Origin of the sequence: Chitinophaga filiformis, assembly GCF_900102545.1 — a bacterium.
Classification (GTDB): domain Bacteria; phylum Bacteroidota; class Bacteroidia; order Chitinophagales; family Chitinophagaceae; genus Chitinophaga; species Chitinophaga filiformis.
Genome location: NZ_FNBN01000003.1, coordinates 652,858 through 672,805 on the forward strand (window position 1 = coordinate 652,858; position 19,948 = coordinate 672,805).

Annotated in this window: 16 protein-coding genes; 5 read left to right on the forward strand and 11 right to left on the reverse strand. The window is 44.4% G+C overall.

The genetic code is table 11. The features are described 5' to 3' along the window. The first annotated feature begins 292 nt into the window (after positions 1-292). On the forward strand, positions 293-985 hold the full coding sequence (locus BLR32_RS14865) for a sulfite oxidase-like oxidoreductase (RefSeq protein WP_089833087.1): 693 nt from the start codon (positions 293-295) through the stop codon (positions 983-985). Positions 986-1,489: 504 nt separating this feature from the next. Here BLR32_RS14865 and BLR32_RS14870 read toward each other — a convergent pair. From BLR32_RS14870 to BLR32_RS14880, 3 genes are all read right to left on the reverse strand, one after another. Continuing rightward, positions 1,490-3,085, reverse strand: coding sequence for a hypothetical protein (locus BLR32_RS14870; protein ID WP_089833089.1), 1,596 nt, complete (start codon positions 3,083-3,085; stop codon positions 1,490-1,492). 64 nt (positions 3,086-3,149) lie between these two features. Further along, positions 3,150-5,057 carry an AAA domain-containing protein gene (locus BLR32_RS14875; RefSeq protein ID WP_089833091.1) on the reverse strand — a complete coding sequence of 636 codons (1,908 nt, stop codon included), beginning with the start codon at positions 5,055-5,057 and terminating at the stop codon, positions 3,150-3,152. Positions 5,058-5,224: 167 nt separating this feature from the next. Beyond that, positions 5,225-6,211, reverse strand: coding sequence for an EndoS/ChiA family endoglycosidase (locus BLR32_RS14880; RefSeq protein ID WP_089833093.1), 987 nt, complete (start codon positions 6,209-6,211; stop codon positions 5,225-5,227). A 294-nt stretch (positions 6,212-6,505) separates the two neighbouring features. Here BLR32_RS14880 and BLR32_RS14885 point away from each other — a divergent pair, with 294 nt between their 5' ends. Together BLR32_RS14885 and BLR32_RS14890 are read left to right on the forward strand one after the other, a co-directional pair. Further along, complete coding sequence (locus BLR32_RS14885; protein WP_089833094.1) at positions 6,506-7,102, forward strand: HD domain-containing protein; 597 nt, start codon at positions 6,506-6,508, stop codon at positions 7,100-7,102. A 101-nt stretch (positions 7,103-7,203) separates the two neighbouring features. Then, positions 7,204-7,980: a phosphatase PAP2 family protein gene (locus BLR32_RS14890; RefSeq protein ID WP_245705435.1), complete on the forward strand. Its 777-nt coding sequence runs from the start codon at positions 7,204-7,206 to the stop codon at positions 7,978-7,980. 73 nt (positions 7,981-8,053) lie between these two features. On the opposite strand, the gene BLR32_RS14895 is transcribed toward BLR32_RS14890, so the two are convergent. The 3 genes from BLR32_RS14895 to BLR32_RS14905 all read right to left on the reverse strand — a co-directional run bounded on the left by BLR32_RS14895 (position 8,054) and on the right by BLR32_RS14905 (position 10,623). After that, a complete protein-coding gene (locus BLR32_RS14895) occupies positions 8,054-8,587 on the reverse strand; it encodes a hypothetical protein (RefSeq protein ID WP_089833098.1) in 534 nt (177 codons plus the stop codon). Between the two features lie 237 nt (positions 8,588-8,824). Further along, positions 8,825-10,075 carry an adenosylmethionine--8-amino-7-oxononanoate transaminase gene (gene bioA / locus BLR32_RS14900; RefSeq protein ID WP_089833099.1) on the reverse strand — a complete coding sequence of 417 codons (1,251 nt, stop codon included), beginning with the start codon at positions 10,073-10,075 and terminating at the stop codon, positions 8,825-8,827. 158 nt (positions 10,076-10,233) lie between these two features. Next, a complete protein-coding gene (locus BLR32_RS14905) occupies positions 10,234-10,623 on the reverse strand; it encodes a VOC family protein (protein ID WP_089833101.1) in 390 nt (129 codons plus the stop codon). 211 nt (positions 10,624-10,834) lie between these two features. Here BLR32_RS14905 and BLR32_RS14910 point away from each other — a divergent pair, with 211 nt between their 5' ends. Next, positions 10,835-11,842 (forward strand): RNA ligase (ATP), encoded by a 1,008-nt coding sequence (locus tag BLR32_RS14910; protein WP_089833103.1) that lies wholly within the window; start codon positions 10,835-10,837, stop codon positions 11,840-11,842. A 35-nt stretch (positions 11,843-11,877) separates the two neighbouring features. On the opposite strand, the gene BLR32_RS14915 is transcribed toward BLR32_RS14910, so the two are convergent. The 5 genes from BLR32_RS14915 to BLR32_RS14935 form a co-directional block, all read right to left on the reverse strand. Continuing rightward, on the reverse strand, positions 11,878-12,564 hold the full coding sequence (locus tag BLR32_RS14915; protein WP_089833105.1) for an outer membrane beta-barrel protein: 687 nt from the start codon (positions 12,562-12,564) through the stop codon (positions 11,878-11,880). A 66-nt stretch (positions 12,565-12,630) separates the two neighbouring features. Continuing rightward, entirely contained in the window at positions 12,631-13,329 is a 699-nt protein-coding gene (locus BLR32_RS14920; protein ID WP_089833107.1) for an outer membrane beta-barrel protein, read from the reverse strand. Positions 13,330-13,611: 282 nt separating this feature from the next. Continuing rightward, entirely contained in the window at positions 13,612-14,004 is a 393-nt protein-coding gene (locus tag BLR32_RS14925) for a PKD domain-containing protein (RefSeq protein ID WP_089833109.1), read from the reverse strand. Positions 14,005-14,177: 173 nt separating this feature from the next. Beyond that, entirely contained in the window at positions 14,178-16,025 is a 1,848-nt protein-coding gene (locus tag BLR32_RS14930; RefSeq protein WP_089833111.1) for a glycosyl hydrolase family 28-related protein, read from the reverse strand. An 88-nt stretch (positions 16,026-16,113) separates the two neighbouring features. Further along, positions 16,114-16,842: a GntR family transcriptional regulator gene (locus tag BLR32_RS14935; protein ID WP_089833113.1), complete on the reverse strand. Its 729-nt coding sequence runs from the start codon at positions 16,840-16,842 to the stop codon at positions 16,114-16,116. Between the two features lie 215 nt (positions 16,843-17,057). Here BLR32_RS14935 and BLR32_RS14940 point away from each other — a divergent pair, with 215 nt between their 5' ends. Then, positions 17,058-19,934 (forward strand): glycoside hydrolase family 38 N-terminal domain-containing protein, encoded by a 2,877-nt coding sequence (locus tag BLR32_RS14940; protein WP_143011477.1) that lies wholly within the window; start codon positions 17,058-17,060, stop codon positions 19,932-19,934. The last annotated feature ends 14 nt before the right edge of the window (positions 19,935-19,948 follow it).

Genomic DNA, 19,948 nt, shown 5'->3' on the forward strand with positions numbered 1-19,948 from the left:
CAGCAATGGTTAAGTACAATATCAAATTTATATTATTTATGGGTATCTGCCAGCGGTCAAATTACCAGAGTTCAATGCGCTGATACCTCATGCCGGGGCCTCACTGAGAATCAGCATCAATGCGGATTCTCCGTTAAAACAAGTATACCCTTTTTCACTGCAATTAGATTGTTACTGAGTGTGTTATCTTAGGGAAATTAACATTGGAACAGTACAGGCCGTGTAGCCATTGACTATTTTAATGTTTGATATTCATATTTACTGGTTTTTTAATAATTCCTACCTTCATTCTATGGAAGAGTCAGAAAAATTAAAAAGGGTCGTAGAAGCCCGCATGAAACTCAAGGCCCGCTTTGAGGACAAGATGCAGCAAACGCCCTCTGTGGCAGACAGCAGGCCTATGGGATCTGGTAATCCTAACCGCCATGGTATGCCGGTAGTGCCAGTTGGTCAGATTATTACGCATAAGTGGCCTGTACTGGATCTGGGGATCGAACCCGATGTGCCGCTGGAAGAGTGGAAGCTGATCATCGACGGGGCTGTAGAGCATCCGCTGGAACTGAGCTGGGAAGATTTTATGGCCTTGCCGCAAACGGAAGATACTTCCGACTTCCATTGCGTGACTACCTGGTCTAAATTGAATATGAACTGGAAAGGCGTACGTCTGCTCGACCTGGCAGCGCTGGCCCAGCCCAGGGAGAATGCCACGCATATCCTGTGTTATGGATATGACGACTATACTACCAATGTTTCCCTGGAGGAAGCCCTGAAGCCAGATGTACTATTGGTGCATACCTATGAAGGATTGCCTTTGCCAAAGGAACACGGTGGCCCGGTGAGAATGATCACGCCGCAGTTATATGCCTGGAAAGGATCGAAATGGATTCATAGGATTGAATTCCTTACACAGAATAAATTAGGCTTCTGGGAAGAGCGGGGTTACTCCAATACCGCGTACCCATGGAGAAATGACCGTTATAGCTGACATATTTTCCCTGGTGCGGATAATTGAATTATTCATCCCTGTTTTTCCCGGGGCTATAAACATACAGCTCGCCCGTGGTGAGCTGTTACATTAATTGGTTATAATTATCTCCGGGACCCTATTTCTCACCCCTAATTGTTTGATTTTTATCATTTTTACTTTGTTATGTGTAATTCTGTTGATGTGACAGATCGTAGTTTTGTGCTCTCAAAAAGAACGTACTGTTGGCAAAGAATATGTCAGATCACTAAAATAGGGGATGCATATAACCAGGTTTGGTAATTTTTAATGAGCGCAGATAGTTTGAGCTTTGCATACCCGATCAGCGTAATTATCAACAGCCATCAGGGCAAAAATAATAACAGAATGTCACGCAGCGCCTAAAATAGCCGCTGCGTAACGCCCCGCTGTCATGACAACTGTGACAGGAACTTATGTTACATGAACAGTGTAAACAGTTGTAGGTTTAGCAATGGCTGGAGTATTCCTACTTTAGCCTTTTTTTTATTCTTCCGGCGTCAGCCACACCAACCTTGATTTTCTTGCCGTACTGGTCATCTCTAACTTGAGCGTTACATAAGTATTGGTGGCTTTGTTATAATCTGAAAGATTGAATACTGCCAGTGTATGTTTCTCATCCTTCCTCAATGGACCAAAGAACAAACTCCGTTGCGGTGCAGGCGTTCCTGTTACATAGGAGTATGCCTGTCCGCCGGATAGTGCACGCAATTGTACAATATTTCCGTTCTCGGGATGTGTGTTCTGTTCTGCATCATTCATAAGAACGTATAATTTGTTCTTTGTATGCAGATAGGCAAACGAACGGTATTGTTCCGCCTGGATCAGATGCTGGGCAGACATTTTTCTTTGTGCGATATAGAAAGAAGGGTAGGAGGTGTTTTTGAGATATTGCTTTTTCGGAATGAAGCTGGTAGAAAGCATTTTACCATTTACATCAAATGAGGCAACTGCCACGTCATTCAGCATATAGTAAGTATAGGGCGTAGCATCCCGTGGCGTATGTTTTTCGTTGATCAGTTCTTCGTAAATAATAGAAAAGCTGCCGTCATCATTGATGACGAGGTCCTGCGGCATGCCTGTGAATGTTTCTTTTGCTCCATACAGCTTCTTTTTCTGCACATCAGCTTCTGTCGGATATATATTGATCTCCTGCTCAACTTTGGCTTTAAAAGGGTCTATAATGAGCAGGAATCCTTGGTAAGGCTGTGGATTAGCATCTTCTATATGAGCAGTGCCCAGCAGCATTAGTTTTTTAGTAACAGGATTGAACCGCACAATGGCGCTATCAGCAATACGGTTCTCAGACAGATCCAGTAGTTCAGAAGTCATACGCCTTCCGTTTTTAGGTAGCGTCATCATTACCAGTTGTCCTTCACGGTCACCGGAGGCGATCTCATTGTACGCAAATCCCAGGATGCATACCCTGTCATCTCCCAATACAGCCATATCCAGGTAGTTCAGAGAGGCATATTTAAAAGCCGGTTGATAGAAGGCACGGCTGAGTTCCTGGTGATTTCCATTATATACGACTACCTCCATCTGATTTTTATCTGCCAGACCGCTGTTATCGCGACGGATGAATACCGCATAGTTGTCGCTGTAAGGATCTTTACTGACAGAGAAAGAGTTCACAGGGTCAAATTCAGGGATCCAGCGTACATCCTTGAACAGGTATTTTTCTGCTTCCGCAATCTTTTCCTCCCATTCCAGGTTGCCGGTGGTTCCATCAAACAATAACTTGTGGAGAACAGGTGTTCTTTCCTGTACCTCACTGATCAGGAGTGCAATAGTTCCATTGGTTTCGAAAATAGCATTGACGCGGGCTCCCTTCAGTTTCCCGAAAGAAGGGTCGTGATGTTTGAAACCCGCCAGCTTGTGTTCGGGATTGTAAATGGTAAGATCTATACCGTTTCTGGCGCTCAGGTGTACAACAACGGTATTGCCGTTTTTAAGCTGGAGTATTTTTGCATAGCCGGTTTCAGGTTCCTCAAATAAGGGAGTTTCAGCTACAGTCTTGAATTGTGCATAGGCAAATGCCTGTAACAGTGTCACCATGCACATCAGGGTGATCTTTTTCATAGGTTCAGGTTGTTAGGATGGATATAATGACAATACTGGCGATAAAGATATCAAAATTTCCGGCCTAGTTATCCATAAATTCCCAGGCGCTCTGGTAGGCGTTTTGCTGCTCTGCATAGGAGATGAATCCTGCATAGAAGGGCAATTGGGACAATGTAGCGCTGTCGCCGATGATCACCAGCTTCTTACGCGCCCTTGTCATGGCTACGTTCATACGGCGGATATCCGACAGGAAGCCGATCTTATTATCGTTGTTGCTCCTGGTCATGCTGATGTATACAATATCCCTTTCCTGTCCCTGGAAACTATCGATCGTATTCACAGAGATCTTATCCCCGTAGGATTGCAGCTCCGGAGAGTACTGCAGTTGTTCCTTCAGGAGATGGATCTGCTGTTTATAGGGGGAAATGATGGCAATGGAAGGGAAATCTTCCTGCTGGTAATGAGGAGTGAGCCCTGATACGAGCTGTGTCAGGTGTTTGAACAGGAAGGCTGCTTCCTCCGGATTGGTGGTACTGGTACCTTCGGATTTTTCGTCAAATCCGCAGCCAGCGGTATCCACAAAGGAGAGGGGCATATCCTGGGGGAAGAGGGTATGTCCGGCTACCGAAGCATGGGCCTTCAGCTTGTCTTCATAGAAGATGGCAGAAGAATATCCCATGATCATCTGGTGCATGCGGTATTGTTCCTCCAGCAGCACAACTGATTCGGGATGCCTGGACGTGCATTTTTCCAGCAGGGTGGTACTCAGACCGTTCCTGGCGGCTTCATCTGACTTAACGGTAGGTGACAGCTGGCAATGGTCGCCGGCCAGCACTACTTTCTGTGCCTTCAGGACAGGGATCCAGCAGGCAGGTTCCAGAGCCTGTCCGGCTTCGTCAATGACGATAGTATGGTATTTCAGCTGGCGTACGGTGTAGTGATTGGCGCCCACCAGGGTAGCCGTGATCACCTGGGCCTTTGCCAGCAGGTCGTCCATGATGTATTGTTCCGTATTTTCGATGGATTTCATGATACTGCGGGCCTCGTCAAACAGCGCCTTGCGTTGTTCCCTTTCTGCCTTCCCGAAGTTCCGCTTGTATTTGTGGGCCATGTCCCTGAATTCATTGGCCTGTTTTTTCAGACGTTTGATCTCCTTCATGCTGTTGTGTTCTGCCATCCGGCTATCCAGCGTCAGGGCGGAGAGTCTTTCGGAGACACGGGCAGGATTCCCTACACGCAGTACGTTCAGGCCTTCGTCAGACAGTTTTTCGCTCAGCAGGTCTACAGCGGTATTGCTGGGGGCCACTACCAGTATCTGTTTGTTATCCTGTTTGATCAGCGCCTTGATGGCCTGTACCAGGGTGGTGGTCTTTCCTGTACCGGGAGGACCATGTACAATAGCCACGTCATTCGCTGCCAGTATCCGGTTCACAGCCGCCTGCTGGGATTCATTCAGTCGGGGGACGGTAACCGGAGGCAGGTCATCCCGGAAGGTAGGCGATTTCTCTCCGGTCAGTATCCTGATGAGGTGATCATTCTCTTCCTTGCTAAGGCGGGTATCAGCCTGTTTAAGGGCATTTTGCATCTCATCGTAGCTGTTGTCGTCAAACAGCAGGTCAATGCCCAGTTTGCCATTATTAGCCCATTCCGGCAATTCATCCGTACGGAGTGTGATTTTCAGGCGGTTACCGCCCTGGTAGGAGATCGTGCCTTCTATACGGTCGGTTTTAGGATCATGATTCGAAAAAAGGACTGCTGAAACGCCAAAACGGAGCTGGTGAACGACATCCTGGTGAGTGGTACGCTCCACTTCCACGGTGAGATAGTCTCCCCGGCTCATTTCTGAACCTCTGATGGCGATAGGGTACCAGGTAAGTCCATTAGCCCTGCGTTCGGCTACAGACGTTGATGCTGTCATTTCCAGATATGCTTTCCTGTCTACTTCCCGCTCTGTTTTCAGTAATTCAAGCAGCTTTTTGAAATAATCCATTTTGCAAAGGTAAGACGAATGGAAGATATTCGGGGGAATGGAGGAAACACGGGGTGTATCAAAAGTATGATACACCCTGTGTCGATTCGTATCCCTGATGGAGCCAGATAATCATTTAGACAATTCTCAACGCCTAATTTACTGTTGAGCCTTCCTCTGTCCGTTGACTATTTCTTCAGCCTTTGAATAATATTAGTGGTATAACTGATATCCTTCGTGATATTACCGCTCTGATCTTTATTGTGATAGCTGCAACCGAAGATGAATTCCATCATACCGCTACCGGGAGCGGAGGCTCTGAGCGTATCCGCAATTTTCAGTTCCTCGCCCGGCACAGTTGCCTGTCCGGCATTGATGGCACAGCCTGCGCCTACACCGATCAACACATTCTGACGGTTGCCGATGCCATCTCCATACGATTTTATCCATTTCATTACATCGGTAGCCTTGTTCCAATAGGACATCGTCATCACGTAATCAATGTACTGTTTTGACCTTTTGATCTGCTCCAGGTTGTAGTTATTATAGTCTACTACAGACAATATTCTACCTGTCTTTGAAACCGGACCAAGGTATTTGCTAAGGGCTATAATACTGCTGTCGATATTCGCTGTTCTGACATTACCATATTCCAGGTCAAGATCTATACCGTCAAATTTCCATTTGTCCAGAGAATCTTTCACAACTTTCGCCATGGAATCAGCTGCAGCGGAGGATAACTTTACCAGTGCGCCGGCAAAGGAGGTCGCCACTATCCTGATCCCCCTTTTTTGCAAGGCATGTGCTTTGGTCAGCACATCGCTCCATTCATTCTGACCGGACACACCTCTGTGTTCAAATTCCCAGCCTCCGGCAGTGGTTCTGCCTATGCCCAGGGTGAAAATGTTGACAACGTCCACGCCATCCGGCATAGCATCCAAAGGGCCTACCGTTGACCGGTCGTAGCAACAGCCGCCCCAGTAGTCTACCATAATGGGTCTTTTAGTGAGGGGCTTACCATAAAAGGGGGACGTATCTTCCTGATGAGTAGTGTCAGGACCTGGTCCCGGTGGATTGTTGTTGTCTTTCTTACAGGAATTGGATAAGGTGAGCATTGTACTCAAACATAATAACAACGCGGACGTTTTTACGATAATGTAGAATTTGGGTTTCATGTGTAACCGGATAAATTTAGCGTTAAATGAATCTGTAAAATATAGGCATCAGCAATTACCGGCATGGGTGATTGTCCGCCCTTCAGCAGGTGTATAATTTAAAAGTCATAAAAAGGGTGATGGAAATGCTATAAAGGCAGTCGCTGACAGCAATAATAAACGCACGAAATGAGATATTCGTATAACCAGAAAAATGTCTCCCTGTAGCTACATCAGACGGGAAAGACTACAGAATTATTACAGAATTGGCCCCGATATTTGGATACATTCCGGTAATCAGATTATTGATAAACTATGGAACTAACGCAAACGGAGTATCTCGCCGAAAAATATGTTATTGATCTGTTTACCCGGTTGGCTTCCACTTATCTGGTATATCACAACCTTTCGCATACAGAGCGCGTTGTAGGCCACGCCATGGAAATTGCAGATCATTACAGACTGAATGAAAGAGACAGGTTTATTTTAAGTGTGGCAGCCTGGTTCCATGATACAGGTCACCTTATTACCGATATAGCATTACATGAACAGGCAAGCGTCCGGCTGATGAGATCCTTCTTTATTGATAAAGATGCCGATGAAGCATTGATAGATACCATCTCCGAATGTATAATGGCTACCAAATGGCCTACAGCTCCTAAAACACTGCTGGAAGAAATTATCTGTGATGCAGATACCTATCATTTCGGAACGAAAGAGTTTGAAATAACAGATGAGTTGGTAAAGAGAGAATTCCAGCTGCGGACACATAAAAACTACGCTCACTGGTGTGATGATACTTTGATGTTATTAAAAAGCCATCGATTCTTCACTTCCTTTTGCCGTGATAAACTGGATAAAGGGAAAAAAGCAAACATCGCATACATGGAAGCAAAAATAAGATCCAACTAAAGTTCTCCGGAGAATAGCATATATATTGTCCAAATCGCATATATTACATTTAGATATTCCTACAACTGTTATACACCATGTGTAAAAAGACCTTATGCCTTTTGCAGCTCATTGTCATGCTGCTACCTTACTTGTCATTCGGACAACAACGAGATACTGCCATTACAGAACCGCAGTTCCAGCAAGATTCATTTTATCAGTATCGGCCAGAAAAGATTAAAAGACATTACAAAGGGTTGTTGTTGGTACCTACTACATTCATTTTATACGGCGTAGCTTCTCTTAAAGTAAATGGTCTGCAGGGCTTGAATCATGAAATGAAAGAAGAAGTATACCTGGAAGGGAGTCGCAGGATACATAAGTTTGATAATTATCTGCAGTATGCCCCGGGCCTGCTCGTATATGGATTGAACATCGCAGGTATCAAAGGCAAACATAATTTCGTGGATCGTACGGCTATTTATGCGATGGCGAATATCTTCATGGGAAGTACGGTAACAGTTACCAAGCATCTTACGCATGAGCAAAGGCCGGATGGATCTAACTATTTGTCCTTTCCTTCAGGTCATACTGCTACCGCATTTGCTGCTGCTGAATTTATGATGCGGGAGTACCAGGATGTATCGATATGGTATGGTGTAGCGGGTTACGCAATGGCTGCTACTACGGGATATCTTCGTATGTCAAATAACAGGCACTGGTTTGGAGATATCGTGGCTGGAGCTGGTGTGGGTATACTTTCAACAGAATTGGCGTATTACTTATATCCTTCAGTGAAGAGAGTATTCAAGAGTAATAAAACAGATGTAGCCAATATAATATTACCAACCTATCAGCAGGGAAGCTTTGGTTTGAGTATGGTACATTGTTTTAGATAGGTATTGCAACACTTACTTATACCCGGAAAAGGGGATGCCATATCCCCACATTTGGGGATACGGCTTGCACCTGTTATTTATTCACTACTGGCATTAATCCGTTGAATTCTCCGGACACTTTGGCATCGCCATAATCCAGTATGTATGATATGCGGTAAGATTCACTCGGCGGATCTTTCTGAATAGTGATCCTGCCATCCTGCAGGTCCGTCAGCTGTTTGCCGGTACCAGGCGTGATGGTGTTGTTGGCGAAACTGGCGCCCAGCACCACATCAGCGGCACTGAAGTTCACACGTTTATCAAATCCGGCGGCGCCTGCCTCTTTGAACGTATATGTTTGTCCGTTCACAAAAGTATCCACCTGAAAGGAAACGCCATCGATCTTGCCACTAAAGGCTGCAGCATTGATATTCACATTAGACATCAGCATTCTTCCACCTTCTTCCACACTCCATTGCACACGGAAACCGAAAGGCGTTTCAGTAGTTTGTTTGTCTTGTCCCTCAATGGTAAAAGCGCTTTTAGGAGTCTGGTTGTTGTTGTCGTCTTTGTTACAGGCAGTAAGCAATGCTACAGCGGCAGCGACGCTGAAAAGTAGTCTTCTCATGGTTTTGTGTTGTGTTTTAATTAAAATCCAGGTTTTTAATAAATGGTTTGCATGTTAATCGGAGAGGTAATGTTGTGTCTTTGTTTTTGTATTGTCCCACTAGTGAAAATATACAAGCGCATATTTTTTTGCGCATGATCCTATTGACAAGAATAATGCCAGATCAGGGAAGGCTTCCTGCCGGACATTCTTATAAGGAGGCATAAAAAAAGGCTGTCGACAGACAGCCCAGTATAGTTATTTTATCTGTTGAATCCAATCTTTTATTACCTGTAGGATCGTCAGTAGTTCTTTTTCGCTGATGATATATGGAGGCATCAGGTATAACACATTGCCGATAGGACGTAACCATACACCGCGTTGCTGGGAGAATTCCTTAAAGCCAGACAGGCAGGCTGCATCTTTCATTTCAAGGGCACCAATCGCACCTATTGATCTTTTCGCAACAATAGCAGGAGAGGAGAAAGTATCAAACTGTTCGCGTATGATGGATTGGATCTTTGCTATTTTCTGCAGATACTGCTCATCTTCAATAATGGAGATGCTTCGCAGTGCCACTGCACAGGCAAGCGGATTAGCCATAAACGTAGGACCATGCATCAGCGCCTTTTCATAATTATCTCCAAGGAAGCTGTCGAATACCGCTGATGTGGCCAATGTGGCTGCATGGCCCATATAGCCTGCTGTCAATGCTTTGCCAAGTATCATAATATCGGGCGTAACACCGGCATGTTCTGCGGCAAACAATTTACCAGTACGTCCAAAACCTGTGGCTACTTCATCGAAGACGAACAGCACATTATATTTTGTACAGAGTTCGCGGGCTGCTTTCAGATAGAGAGGTGAATAAATATTGAATCCGCCGGCACATTGTACAATAGGTTCGACAATAAACGCAGCAATGTTATGATGTTCACGTCGTAACAGTGCCTCCAGTTTATCAGTAGCCTGTTTTACAAGTGCCGCATCCGCATCAAATCCTCCTTCAGGAATATCTAATATATATCCTCTTCTCAGTACATCTGAAAAGGCGCGTGTAAAGTCAGAGTCATCGCTGACTTCCATAGCTTTGAAAGTGTCGCCATGATAACCATTCCTCAATGATATGATCTTGCTTTTGCCATTATAGCCGATGTTTTTCCAGTATTGAATACTCATTTTCAGCGCTACCTCCACACCAATAGAACCACTGTCAGAAAAGAAGACATGGTTGAGGCCTTGGGGAGTAATGCTGACAAGTTTCGCAGCCAGGTCAAGGGCCGGGTTATGTGTCATACCGCCCAGCATCACGTGAGCGAATTTATTGGCCTGTGTAAGCAGCGCAGCATTGAGTGCCGGATGATTATATCCATGTATGACTGCCCACCATGAAGAGATCCCATCTATCAGCGAGCGGCCATCTTCCAGGTGCATCATCACACCTTCTCCAGATACCATCTTTGGCAACTCATTGATCTGTCTCATTTGCGTATACGGATACCACAACATAGTCGTAAAAATTCCCGCAAAGATATTTAAATCCGGGTATAAGCGATAAATGTAATAATGAGGTAAGATATTCGCTGGTTGTTGCCGTATATCGACCGACTCAAACAGGTTTAATAACCCTTTCAGTAGTGAAAAAAATAATGTGGCGGGCTGATATTTTATTTTTCTGTCGTCTGTAACACAGAGATGATATTCCCCGCAGGATCTTCAAACCAGGCTATCAATGGGCCACCACTTCGCCGACAGATACCTTTCTCATCTGTTTTGATCGGCTCATTGTATTGTAGAAAACGGATACCTCTTGCGGTAAGGCCGTCTACAGCCTCTTCTATATTCTCTACGGGAAAATTGAGGATTGTAAAGGTGGCAGGCGTGTGATTGTCTTTTTGATAAATCATGATAGTACCTCCTCCGTGGATATTCAGCTGTAACACGTTACCATTCATTACTTCCTCTACATCAAGCCCAAGTGTTTTACTGTAAAATTCCTTTGCCTTTTTGAGGTCATTAACCGAAAATCCACTGAATGCTTTGGTGGTTTTAAACATAATGGTAAGGTTTGGTGAGTGATACTAAGTTAACATCAATAAACGGACCGGAAGAAGGGGAATGAGGCATACAGGAGGTGTACATCGGTCAGAATTTGGTATGTAGAATAAAATATATATCTTTGCGACCCTTATCTATATACCTGGCCTCTATAGATGGAATAAACAACATTTGTAACCCAAAAAACACTTCACATTCAGAAGTACAACAATGGAAAGGAAATTGGTATCCCCGGTTGTCATAGACGACGTACAGCCTATTGACGGGGCAGACCTGATAGAAGTTGCCACCGTTAAGGGGTGGAAACTGGTGGTCAAGAAAAATGAATTCAACATCGGCGATCATGCGGTGTATTGTGAAATAGATTCATTCCTGCCTGTCAGGGAAGAATTCGAATTTTTAAGGAAAAGCTCTTACCGTAAAATGGGGGAGCTGGAAGGTTTCAGGCTGAAAACAATGAAGCTGAGGGGACAGATCTCCCAGGGTCTGTTACTGCCTGTGAGTCTGCTGGAAGGATACGCTTACGAGATCGGGGAAGATGTATCTGCACGCTTAGGCGTCATCAAATATGAACCTCCAATACCAGCAGCCTTAGGTGGCATTGCAAAAGGCTTATTCCCTTCTTTCATGCCTAAAACGGATGAAGAAAGGATACAGAACCTGAGTGGTCAGTACGAAGCCTTCAGGCAGCATACTTTTTACGTAACGGAAAAGCTGGATGGTTCTTCTGTTACTTTTTACCTGAACGAGGGCGTGTTTGGCGTATGTTCGCGTAACCTCGACCTCGAGGAAACAGCAGATAATACCCTCTGGAAAGTGGCAAGAGCAGAAAACATTGAAGAGAAGCTGGCTGCCCTGGGAAAGAATATTGCGATACAGGGAGAGCTGATCGGAGAGGGAATACAGGGTAATGCATACGGTCTGAGAGGACAAACGGTACGATTCTTTAATGCCTTTGATATCGATCGTTACGAGTACCTGGCATTGGATGAGTTTAAAGCGCTGATCGCTTCATTGGGATTACAGACGGTACCTATCCTGGATCTGCAGTACACCTTGCCTGCATCATTGGATGAGTTGCTGACCATTGCAGATGGCGTGTCGGTGTTAAGTCCGCAGGGTAAAGCAGTGGAAAGAGAAGGATTAGTGATCCGCTCAACAGACAGAAAGATCTCATTTAAAGTTATTTCGAATAAGTTCCTGTTGAACGAAAGATAAAAAGGTGCTCCGCCGGCAGGCGGGCACCTTTTTTGTTAGCTGAATTTTTTGAGGAAGCAGCCTACTGACAGGCCCCAATAAGTATTTCTGCTATTCCATCCACCCCAATGTCCCAATTCGGTTAGGCCTAAGCTATAGGTTGCATTGAAGAACAATCCGTTCTTTAGTTCATAGCCTGCAAGGAAGTTTAATCCTGCATCATAAGGTTTTACATACCTTTTTACCTCACTACCGGGAATATACTCAGGCTCATTGTTCCTGTATTTTACATCATAGTGGGTAGTGCTTGTAACGGGGCTCCCGTTTAATTCATAGTGGTTTTTTGATCTTTCACTACCATCAATGCCACGGCCAATGTAGGCGCCTGCGCCGGCAAATAACTTTCCGCCGTGGAACTGTTGTTTAAATAACATAATGGCTTGTAGTTCAGCATAGAGGAGTTGTCTTTCTGTTTTGCCAGAGATGCCGGTTTCTGAGTTATAGAAAGCATAGTTATACCCCTTTTTGTTTAATACTAACTGTGGTTGCAGATAGAATTTACTCCATAAGCGGCGATCTGCAATCAGACCGGCACGCCATCCCGATCTGGACGTTACATCATAACCATATAATTTAGGAGTAATCGAAGATAAGTTATACCCTCCGATAACACCTATGGATGTCTGGGCAAAAGCTGGCATAATGCTAACAGCCAGCAAAGCTAACAGGATGATTTTTTTCATGGTCTTTTGGATTAGTTAATAATAATAACCATCGTCTGTATTACAGACTGAAAAGGATATTGGTACTTAGTTGAATCTTTTAAAGAAATACCCTACGCTCAACCCAGCATAGGTGTTTTTAGATTTGTAGCTATCATCGTAATACAGGTTAGTTAATCCAATGCTGTACACTGCATTGAAAAACAGGCCATTCTTCAATTCATAACCTGCCAGGAAATTAACGCCCGCATCATAATGTTTTTCATAAACGTTTGGGGTATTGTATACCACGTTATTGCTGAACTTTACAGGTACCTGTGTGTCGTAATCTGTCCTTTCCCCAGCGAGTTCTGAATAGCCTTTCGCTTTTGACCTCCCTGTAATCCCACGAGCCAGGTATGGACCTGCACCCAGAAATAACTTGCCATTACCCAGCCGCTCCTTTAAAAGAAAATTGGCTTGTATTTCAAGATATAGTACCCGCAGATCACGTTCAGTCGCGTAGTTAAATGTTCCGGGAGTGCCGATGCTGGAAGCTTTTTCATGGAAGCCTTTGGTGTTCAATAATAGTTGTGGTTGCAGATATAACTTCTTCCATAGATGATGATCTGATACCAGGCCAGCACGCCATCTGGGCTTCAAAGAATAATCCTGATTGCCGGCTTGCTGCGGATTCTTAGGATAGCGCCATGCCAGATTATATCCGCCAATAACGCCTATGGACGTCTGGGCAAAAACGGGTAATATGCTGATGATCAGCAAGGATAATAGTAGAAGTCTTTTCATGAATGTTAAGGTTAGTTATAGAGATTACATGTTGTTGCAGGTACAATGCTGATGGCCAGCAAGGCTAACAGTACAATATTTTTCATGAACGTTTAGGTTTTGTTGAATCGAAAATAAACCAATCACTCTAAAAGAAAAGTTAAACTGAACAGTTTGTATGACCGCTTATGCTATTTTAACTTTTTGTTTCGTTTAAGCACGGAGGTATACACGATAAGTGTGCAAAAAAAATCAGGAGAAGGATATGCTCCTCCTCCTGATGTAAAACAACACAGAATACGGTTACATGGAAAGACTGATTGTCTTTGTGATCACAAATGTCTCACCTGTTACATATCTTACTGTCATCGTTACATTGTATGCGCCTGCATAATAGAAAGAGTGATTGACGCCGATTTTGTTTAATACAGGCGCTGTACCATCACCGAAATCCCAGTCTACAGAAGCAACAATATCACGTTCAGCGGGGCCTGGTACAGACAGTATGAAAGTGGCGATCCATTCACCAGGATTTACTGAACCATATGGACGAATAAAGGTAAAAAAGTCCGGTGTCGGTACTGTGTCTGCAGCTGGTTTTGAAATTGTTGTGCTGATAGTTGATGGAGTGGTGGTATTTGCGTACATGCCAATGCTTGCAAATGCGAAGAGAATGGCTAACAATAAACCTTTCATAGTAAAGGGAATTTTTGGGTAAACAATAAATAAAATATTATCACAGTGAAAATAGACAGGAATGATTGAATGGAAAATGTTAAAATATCGCAGTTGAGTATATATACTTAAGAAGGGAGTAAGGGCAGTCAACCGTAGGCTGACGGCCCTTACTTTATGCGGATATCAATCCATTAATATGCGTCTGTTTCTATTGTCAGAAATGTATGATAGTCAACGGCTGTTGTGCCACCAAAATAATTCAGGACAGCGATTCCCACACTTAAATTGCCGGTAGCATTTGCAGTAAATGGAATCACATGACACACCATACGCATACCAGTGCCATAAAGCGTATGGAACTGTGCGCTGCTGCCCGGACCATTAGGAATAGTCACGCTCACTCCCGTTGTGGCGAGTTGAAGTACTTGTCCGGCAACAGAAGGATTAAAGGCCCCTACAAGTGTGATCCTTCCTTTCATGCCATTATACACAGGAATAGAAGCCGTGCTAACAGACAATGGGGTACTGCTGCTGTAAGTATTTACGGCAACGTTTGCAAAGGCTTTCTGAACAGATAAGCCATTACCCCGCAGATTTGATACAGTAATGCTATTGTTAGACGGATTATTAATAATAGCACCACTTCCTGCATGTACAATACCTTCGATATTGGTGAATGTAACATTGGCTCCTTTTATATTCACTGCGTTTACAACACTCTGATTGCTTGTTAGCTTGGAAATATTGATCACGGTGGAATCGCTGTCCAGCTCTACAACAGCGCCGTTAATGCTGGTAGGGGAGATCTTTTCTACATATGCGTCAGTAATGTTAAGGTGAGCCATTCGTGGTCCTATCTGAATGGCGTTGTCATTCATGCCGGTAAAGACGTTGTCGGCTATTTCAGTCAACAGACTCCATATACCGGTGGTCAGATTACTGATCTTAATAGCTCCCTGGAAGATATTGTTACTGGTGATAGTGTTGGTACGTGAATTGGCAGGTGTGGCCAGCGCATTATCTCTTTCCAGAAGAATTGAATAAGCCCTGTAGCCGGTGTTATACAACGCGTTGTCAAAAGGTAACTGAGTACCGATATAGTTGCCAATGATCTTCCAGAAAATGGCATTTCTGGCATAAATACCATATTGTGCCTGGTCGAGAGTGCAGCCTTCTATAACAAGGCCCTCATTGGTGTTATAGTCACCGCTATAACTGGATTCTGACTTAATACCATATGTCCCCGCATTGGCAGAACCGGCACAATATATAACGGTATCCCTCACCATGCTTTCGGCATGTTTATCCAGAAAATAAATACCGTTCTTATTGCCGGAAATCCAACAGTTATCTACCAGTATATTGCGACAGATGTTAAACTTGATGGCAGTGTCAAAATTTGCGATATTACATTGAATGATCCGGATAGCTGCATAGTAGTTATAGTCCGCAGGACCGGCAGGATTCGCAACTTTGGGGTAACCGCTGAAGCTAAGGCAGGTAGTGCCGGAATTGACATCTGTTGCCTGAAAATTAACTTCTACAAATTCAATTCCCTCTGCTCGTTGTTGCGTTGGCTGATTCAACGTGAAAGTGAAAAGTGCACCACCGGTAAAATCAGCTGTGAGGGTACATCTGTTTCCGACAAATCTCACATTCGAATATCCTATAAATGATAAGCCGGCTGTTAATCTGTAATTACCACGGCCCAGCAAGATCTCTGACCCGGAGCCAGCTGTTTGAATACATTTGGTAAAGGCCGTCTCATCTGGCGTGATACCATCTCCTTTTGCACCAAACCAGCGAATATTCAACGAAGAAGTATAAATGCGTTTCCATCTTCCGGTTGCTACGAGAGTTCCTCCCACGGTTACCTGGAAGATCGTGCCCTGGTTATCGGTTTCTGTCGAGGTGGCGTCCCAGTAAAACTCACCACCACCCTTATCGTCCGGCGCATAATATCCCAGGAGGGTACTAATTTCATTAGGTTGGGGAACTGCAGAGAGGGTCTTCAATGCACTGACGTTGCTAAATGTCATGTTCTAATCTTTGAGGTTAAATTGCAATAATGCTACTCAAAGATCGCTTATCACTACGCATAGAAAATACGTAGTCACAGAATATCATTTATCTCCTGCTTTCAACCGTATAAATAAAGCTATCAGACTTATAATACCCCAGGTTTAGTTCTATCGGTTTATCCGACTGATCATACACAAAACGCTTACGGAATAATATCGGACTACCCGTATCTATTTCCAGCTTACCTGCAATGAAATTATCTGCAGCCTTTGCACTGATCTCTTCTTTTGAAAGCGTCGCAATAACATTATAATCCTGTTCCAGTATCTCATACAACGGACGCTTAAAATCCTCTTCACCGCTAAGACCAATATCCGGATGAAAATACGATACGAAATATACAAACGGTCCCTCCGGACGTCCTCTCAGCCTTTCAAGTTTCAGGACTTTTACATCAGGTTTAATATCAAAGAAGTGAATAAGCTCCTCAGTAGGTTTCACCCAGCTGATATGCAGTTCAAAGCTCCGGATAGGAATACCCCTGGCTGCCATCTCCTGTGAGAAACTTTTCCAATTCATGGATTTCGAACTGACAGTCTTTTCCGATACTTTGGTACCGATCCCTTTCTTACGGATCAGCAATCCTTCATATACCAGTTTATTCAGGGCCTGCCTGAGTGTAGTGCGGGAAATTTTCAACTGTTGGGATAACTCCACCTCATTCGGCAGGAATTTACCATTCCTGAACTGAGGATCTTCAATCATTTTCCGCAATAATTCCTCCGCCTGGATATGCAGGGGAACAGCACTGTTATGGTCAATAGAAAACTTCATATAACGAATAGAAATGTCAAAAGTAATAGACTATACCCATAAAGACGTCAAAAAATATTTGCTTTCTATGTTCATTGTCTATATGTTTGTACATATGAAATCAGTGTAAGTGCCAAATTTACGCTTATTTATACATAAATACCGATAAAAGAAAGGTAATTGTATAGACATTATGTATGTACATATAACTTACCCATAAACCATTGACCTGGAATATGACAAAGTATTTCCTGCTTTTGCTGCTATGGTGCAGTATCTATACCGCTGCAAAAGCGCAAGACAAAGAACAGGTATTCACTTCAATAGAACTGAAACCTACCGTCGCTTACCTGAAGTATGAAGGACGAGCCGCCAGAATGGTGCGTCTCCTGTTCCATGGAGGGAAGCATTATGCTGCTGCTACGGCTTTTATCAGCTTCAACGGACTAAAAGACAGCGTCAGGATCAATGCCGGCGGAAAAGGAATGGAGGTATTTGAACTGCCTCTCCCAGGAGGGCCTGTACAACAGGAAACGCAGTTATATGTGAAGCTGGCTGCCGACGGAAGAGAATACACTGCCCGCTGCATGGTAGCGCCTGCACCTGAATGGAAGGTATACCTGCTGCCACACTCCCATGTAGATATAGGCTATACCAACGTACAGGAAAAGGTTATGCGCCTGCACATGAACAATATAGATGAAGCTATCAAGATTGCACAACGTACGCAGGACTATCCGGCAGACGCCCGTTATAAATGGAATACGGAGGCTTTCTGGGTAGTTGACCACTATCTTGCTGCAGCAGACGAAGCGAAGAAACAAGCCTTCTGGGAAGCGGTTAAGAAGGGATGGATCAATATCGATGGTGCATATGCCAATATCAACACCAGCGTGACCGATTCCCGCCAGCTGATGCAGATGTTTCACACAGCAGTCAAGACTGCCAAAGAGCATGGCCTGACTATCAACACCATGTTCCAGGGTGATATTCCCGGTGCTTCCTGGGGACTCCCCAGTCAGTCAGCTATTACCGGTATCCGGTATTTCTGGGGCGCTCCCAATGCTGGCGACCGTATAGGCAACTCTCCTAAATGGCGTGACCGACCCTTCTACTGGCAGTCGCCGGGAGGTGAGAAAATGCTCTACTGGCAAAGCGAACCCTATTCCATCGGTTATACACTGAAAGGCAGTAAGATCCCAAACTTCTTTACCATAGAAGATCCTGTGCCTTATTATACAGGGAAACCATCGGACAACTTCCTCAATCCTTATCTGTTTGATTATCTCGCAGCACTTGACAGGAAGAAATTCCCTTACAATATGACCATCATGACATGGGCCATGAGTGATAATGCGCCGATAGATCCGGAGTTGCCCGATGCTGTGAAGGAATGGAATGAAAAATTTGCTTCACCAAGATTGATCATCACATCAGTAAAACAGTTCTTCGGCGATTTTGAAGCTGCTTATAAGGATAAGATCCCTGTTGTTTCGGGCGACTATACAGAATTCTGGACCGATGGTATTGCTTCTGCTGCACGGGAAACAAGATACAACAGGAACGCCTCTGAAAGACTGCAACAGGCAGATGCTGTCTGGGCGCTGCGTAATAAACAAGGATATCCTGCAAAAGACTTTGACACTACCTGGAATAATATCTTATTGTTCAACGAACATACCTGGGGTGCCTATAACAGTACTTCCAATCCTGAAGATCCTAAAGCGATTTCCCAATGGGAATATAAACGCTCCTTCGCATTAAAAGGAAAAGAACAATCCACCATGCTGCTGGAAAAAGCAGCAGAAGGAACTGCGATACCCAATGCAGTGGATGTATACAATACGATCGGTGACACACGTTCCGGATTAGTGATCCTGTCTGCAGCACAAAGTACAGCTGGCGACCTGGTAAAAGATGCCAATGGAAAAAACGTGCCTTCCCAACGATTGAGCACCGGCGAACTGGCCGTACTGGTACAACAGATTGCACCTTTCTCTAAGCAGCGCTTCACCATTCATGCTGGTAAGGCATTTACCAATACAAAAGCCACTGTCACTACAACTACTTTACAGAATGGTTTATACAAGGTAGTACTGGACGAAAAAACAGGCGACATCGTTCGCCTGGAAAGAACAGGCATTGCTCCTAATATAGCAGATTCAGGAGGATTGAACCGGTATTCCTATCTGCCGGGCGACTCTCTTGAGAAGATACAATATGCCGGTCCGGCAAAGATCAGCATCAAGGAAAAAGGACCACTGGTAGTAAGCCTGCTGGTAGAATCTTCAGCGCCAGGCGCGAATGCATTAAGCAGGGAAATACGGCTGACAGCAGGTATGGACCGTGTAGAGATCATCAACACGATCGATAAGAAAGCAATCAGCACAAAAGAAGGTATTCACTTTGCTTTCCCTTTTAATGTGGCAAATGCACAGGTGAGATACAGCATTCCCTGGGGAAGTATCAATGTAGAGGCAGATCAATTGCAATACGCCAACAGGAACTGGTATACAGTGCAACGCTGGGTAGATGTATCCAATAAAGAATACGGTATTACCTGGTCAACGCCCGATGCACCGCTATTTGAAGTAGGTAGGCAAACAAGCGCTGATATGCTGGGCGGACTGTATGATTCTCCGAAATGGATCAACTTCACGGAACAACATCCTGCACTATACTCCTGGGTAATGAATAATCTGTGGCATACGAACTTCCGCCATGCACAGGAAGGCCCTGCTACTTTTCGTTATTATCTGCAGGTACACCATGCTTATGATGCCTTTGCCGTAAATCAATCAGGACTGGCTGTTCACCGGCCATTGATAGCTGCTCCTGCAACGGGGGATGCCAGTGAATCCCTCTTCTTTAACATCGACTCGAAAGCAGTATACATAGAGAGTATCAAACCTGCCGATGATGGAAAGGGTGTAGTACTCTGGCTGGTAAATACATCAGCAGCAGAAGCGCCTGTTACATTCACAGCGAAAGACAAAACAGGCGGGTTGAATATATGGGAGAGCAACATGCTGGAAGAATACAAACAGCAGTTGAATAACAAAGTAACACTGCCTGCAAAAGGTATCATGATGTTACGTGTAGAAAAGAAATAACAGTAATAAGATTG

Bases quoted from the DNA above. Each gene is read 5' to 3' on its own strand.
- BLR32_RS14865 (WP_089833087.1), top strand. From the start codon at position 293: ATGGAAGAGTCAGAAAAATTAAAAAGGGTCGTAGAAGCCCGCATGAAA.
- BLR32_RS14870 (WP_089833089.1), bottom strand. From the start codon at position 3,085: ATGAAAAAGATCACCCTGATGTGCATGGTGACACTGTTACAGGCATTT.
- BLR32_RS14875 (WP_089833091.1), bottom strand. From the start codon at position 5,057: ATGGATTATTTCAAAAAGCTGCTTGAATTACTGAAAACAGAGCGGGAA.
- BLR32_RS14880 (WP_089833093.1), bottom strand. From the start codon at position 6,211: ATGAAACCCAAATTCTACATTATCGTAAAAACGTCCGCGTTGTTATTA.
- BLR32_RS14885 (WP_089833094.1), top strand. From the start codon at position 6,506: ATGGAACTAACGCAAACGGAGTATCTCGCCGAAAAATATGTTATTGAT.
- BLR32_RS14895 (WP_089833098.1), bottom strand. From the start codon at position 8,587: ATGAGAAGACTACTTTTCAGCGTCGCTGCCGCTGTAGCATTGCTTACT.
- bioA (WP_089833099.1), bottom strand. From the start codon at position 10,075: ATGTTGTGGTATCCGTATACGCAAATGAGACAGATCAATGAGTTGCCA.
- BLR32_RS14905 (WP_089833101.1), bottom strand. From the start codon at position 10,623: ATGTTTAAAACCACCAAAGCATTCAGTGGATTTTCGGTTAATGACCTC.
- BLR32_RS14910 (WP_089833103.1), top strand. From the start codon at position 10,835: ATGGAAAGGAAATTGGTATCCCCGGTTGTCATAGACGACGTACAGCCT.
- BLR32_RS14915 (WP_089833105.1), bottom strand. From the start codon at position 12,564: ATGAAAAAAATCATCCTGTTAGCTTTGCTGGCTGTTAGCATTATGCCA.
- BLR32_RS14920 (WP_089833107.1), bottom strand. From the start codon at position 13,329: ATGAAAAGACTTCTACTATTATCCTTGCTGATCATCAGCATATTACCC.
- BLR32_RS14925 (WP_089833109.1), bottom strand. From the start codon at position 14,004: ATGAAAGGTTTATTGTTAGCCATTCTCTTCGCATTTGCAAGCATTGGC.
- BLR32_RS14930 (WP_089833111.1), bottom strand. From the start codon at position 16,025: ATGACATTTAGCAACGTCAGTGCATTGAAGACCCTCTCTGCAGTTCCC.
- BLR32_RS14935 (WP_089833113.1), bottom strand. From the start codon at position 16,842: ATGAAGTTTTCTATTGACCATAACAGTGCTGTTCCCCTGCATATCCAG.
- BLR32_RS14940 (WP_143011477.1), top strand. From the start codon at position 17,058: ATGACAAAGTATTTCCTGCTTTTGCTGCTATGGTGCAGTATCTATACC.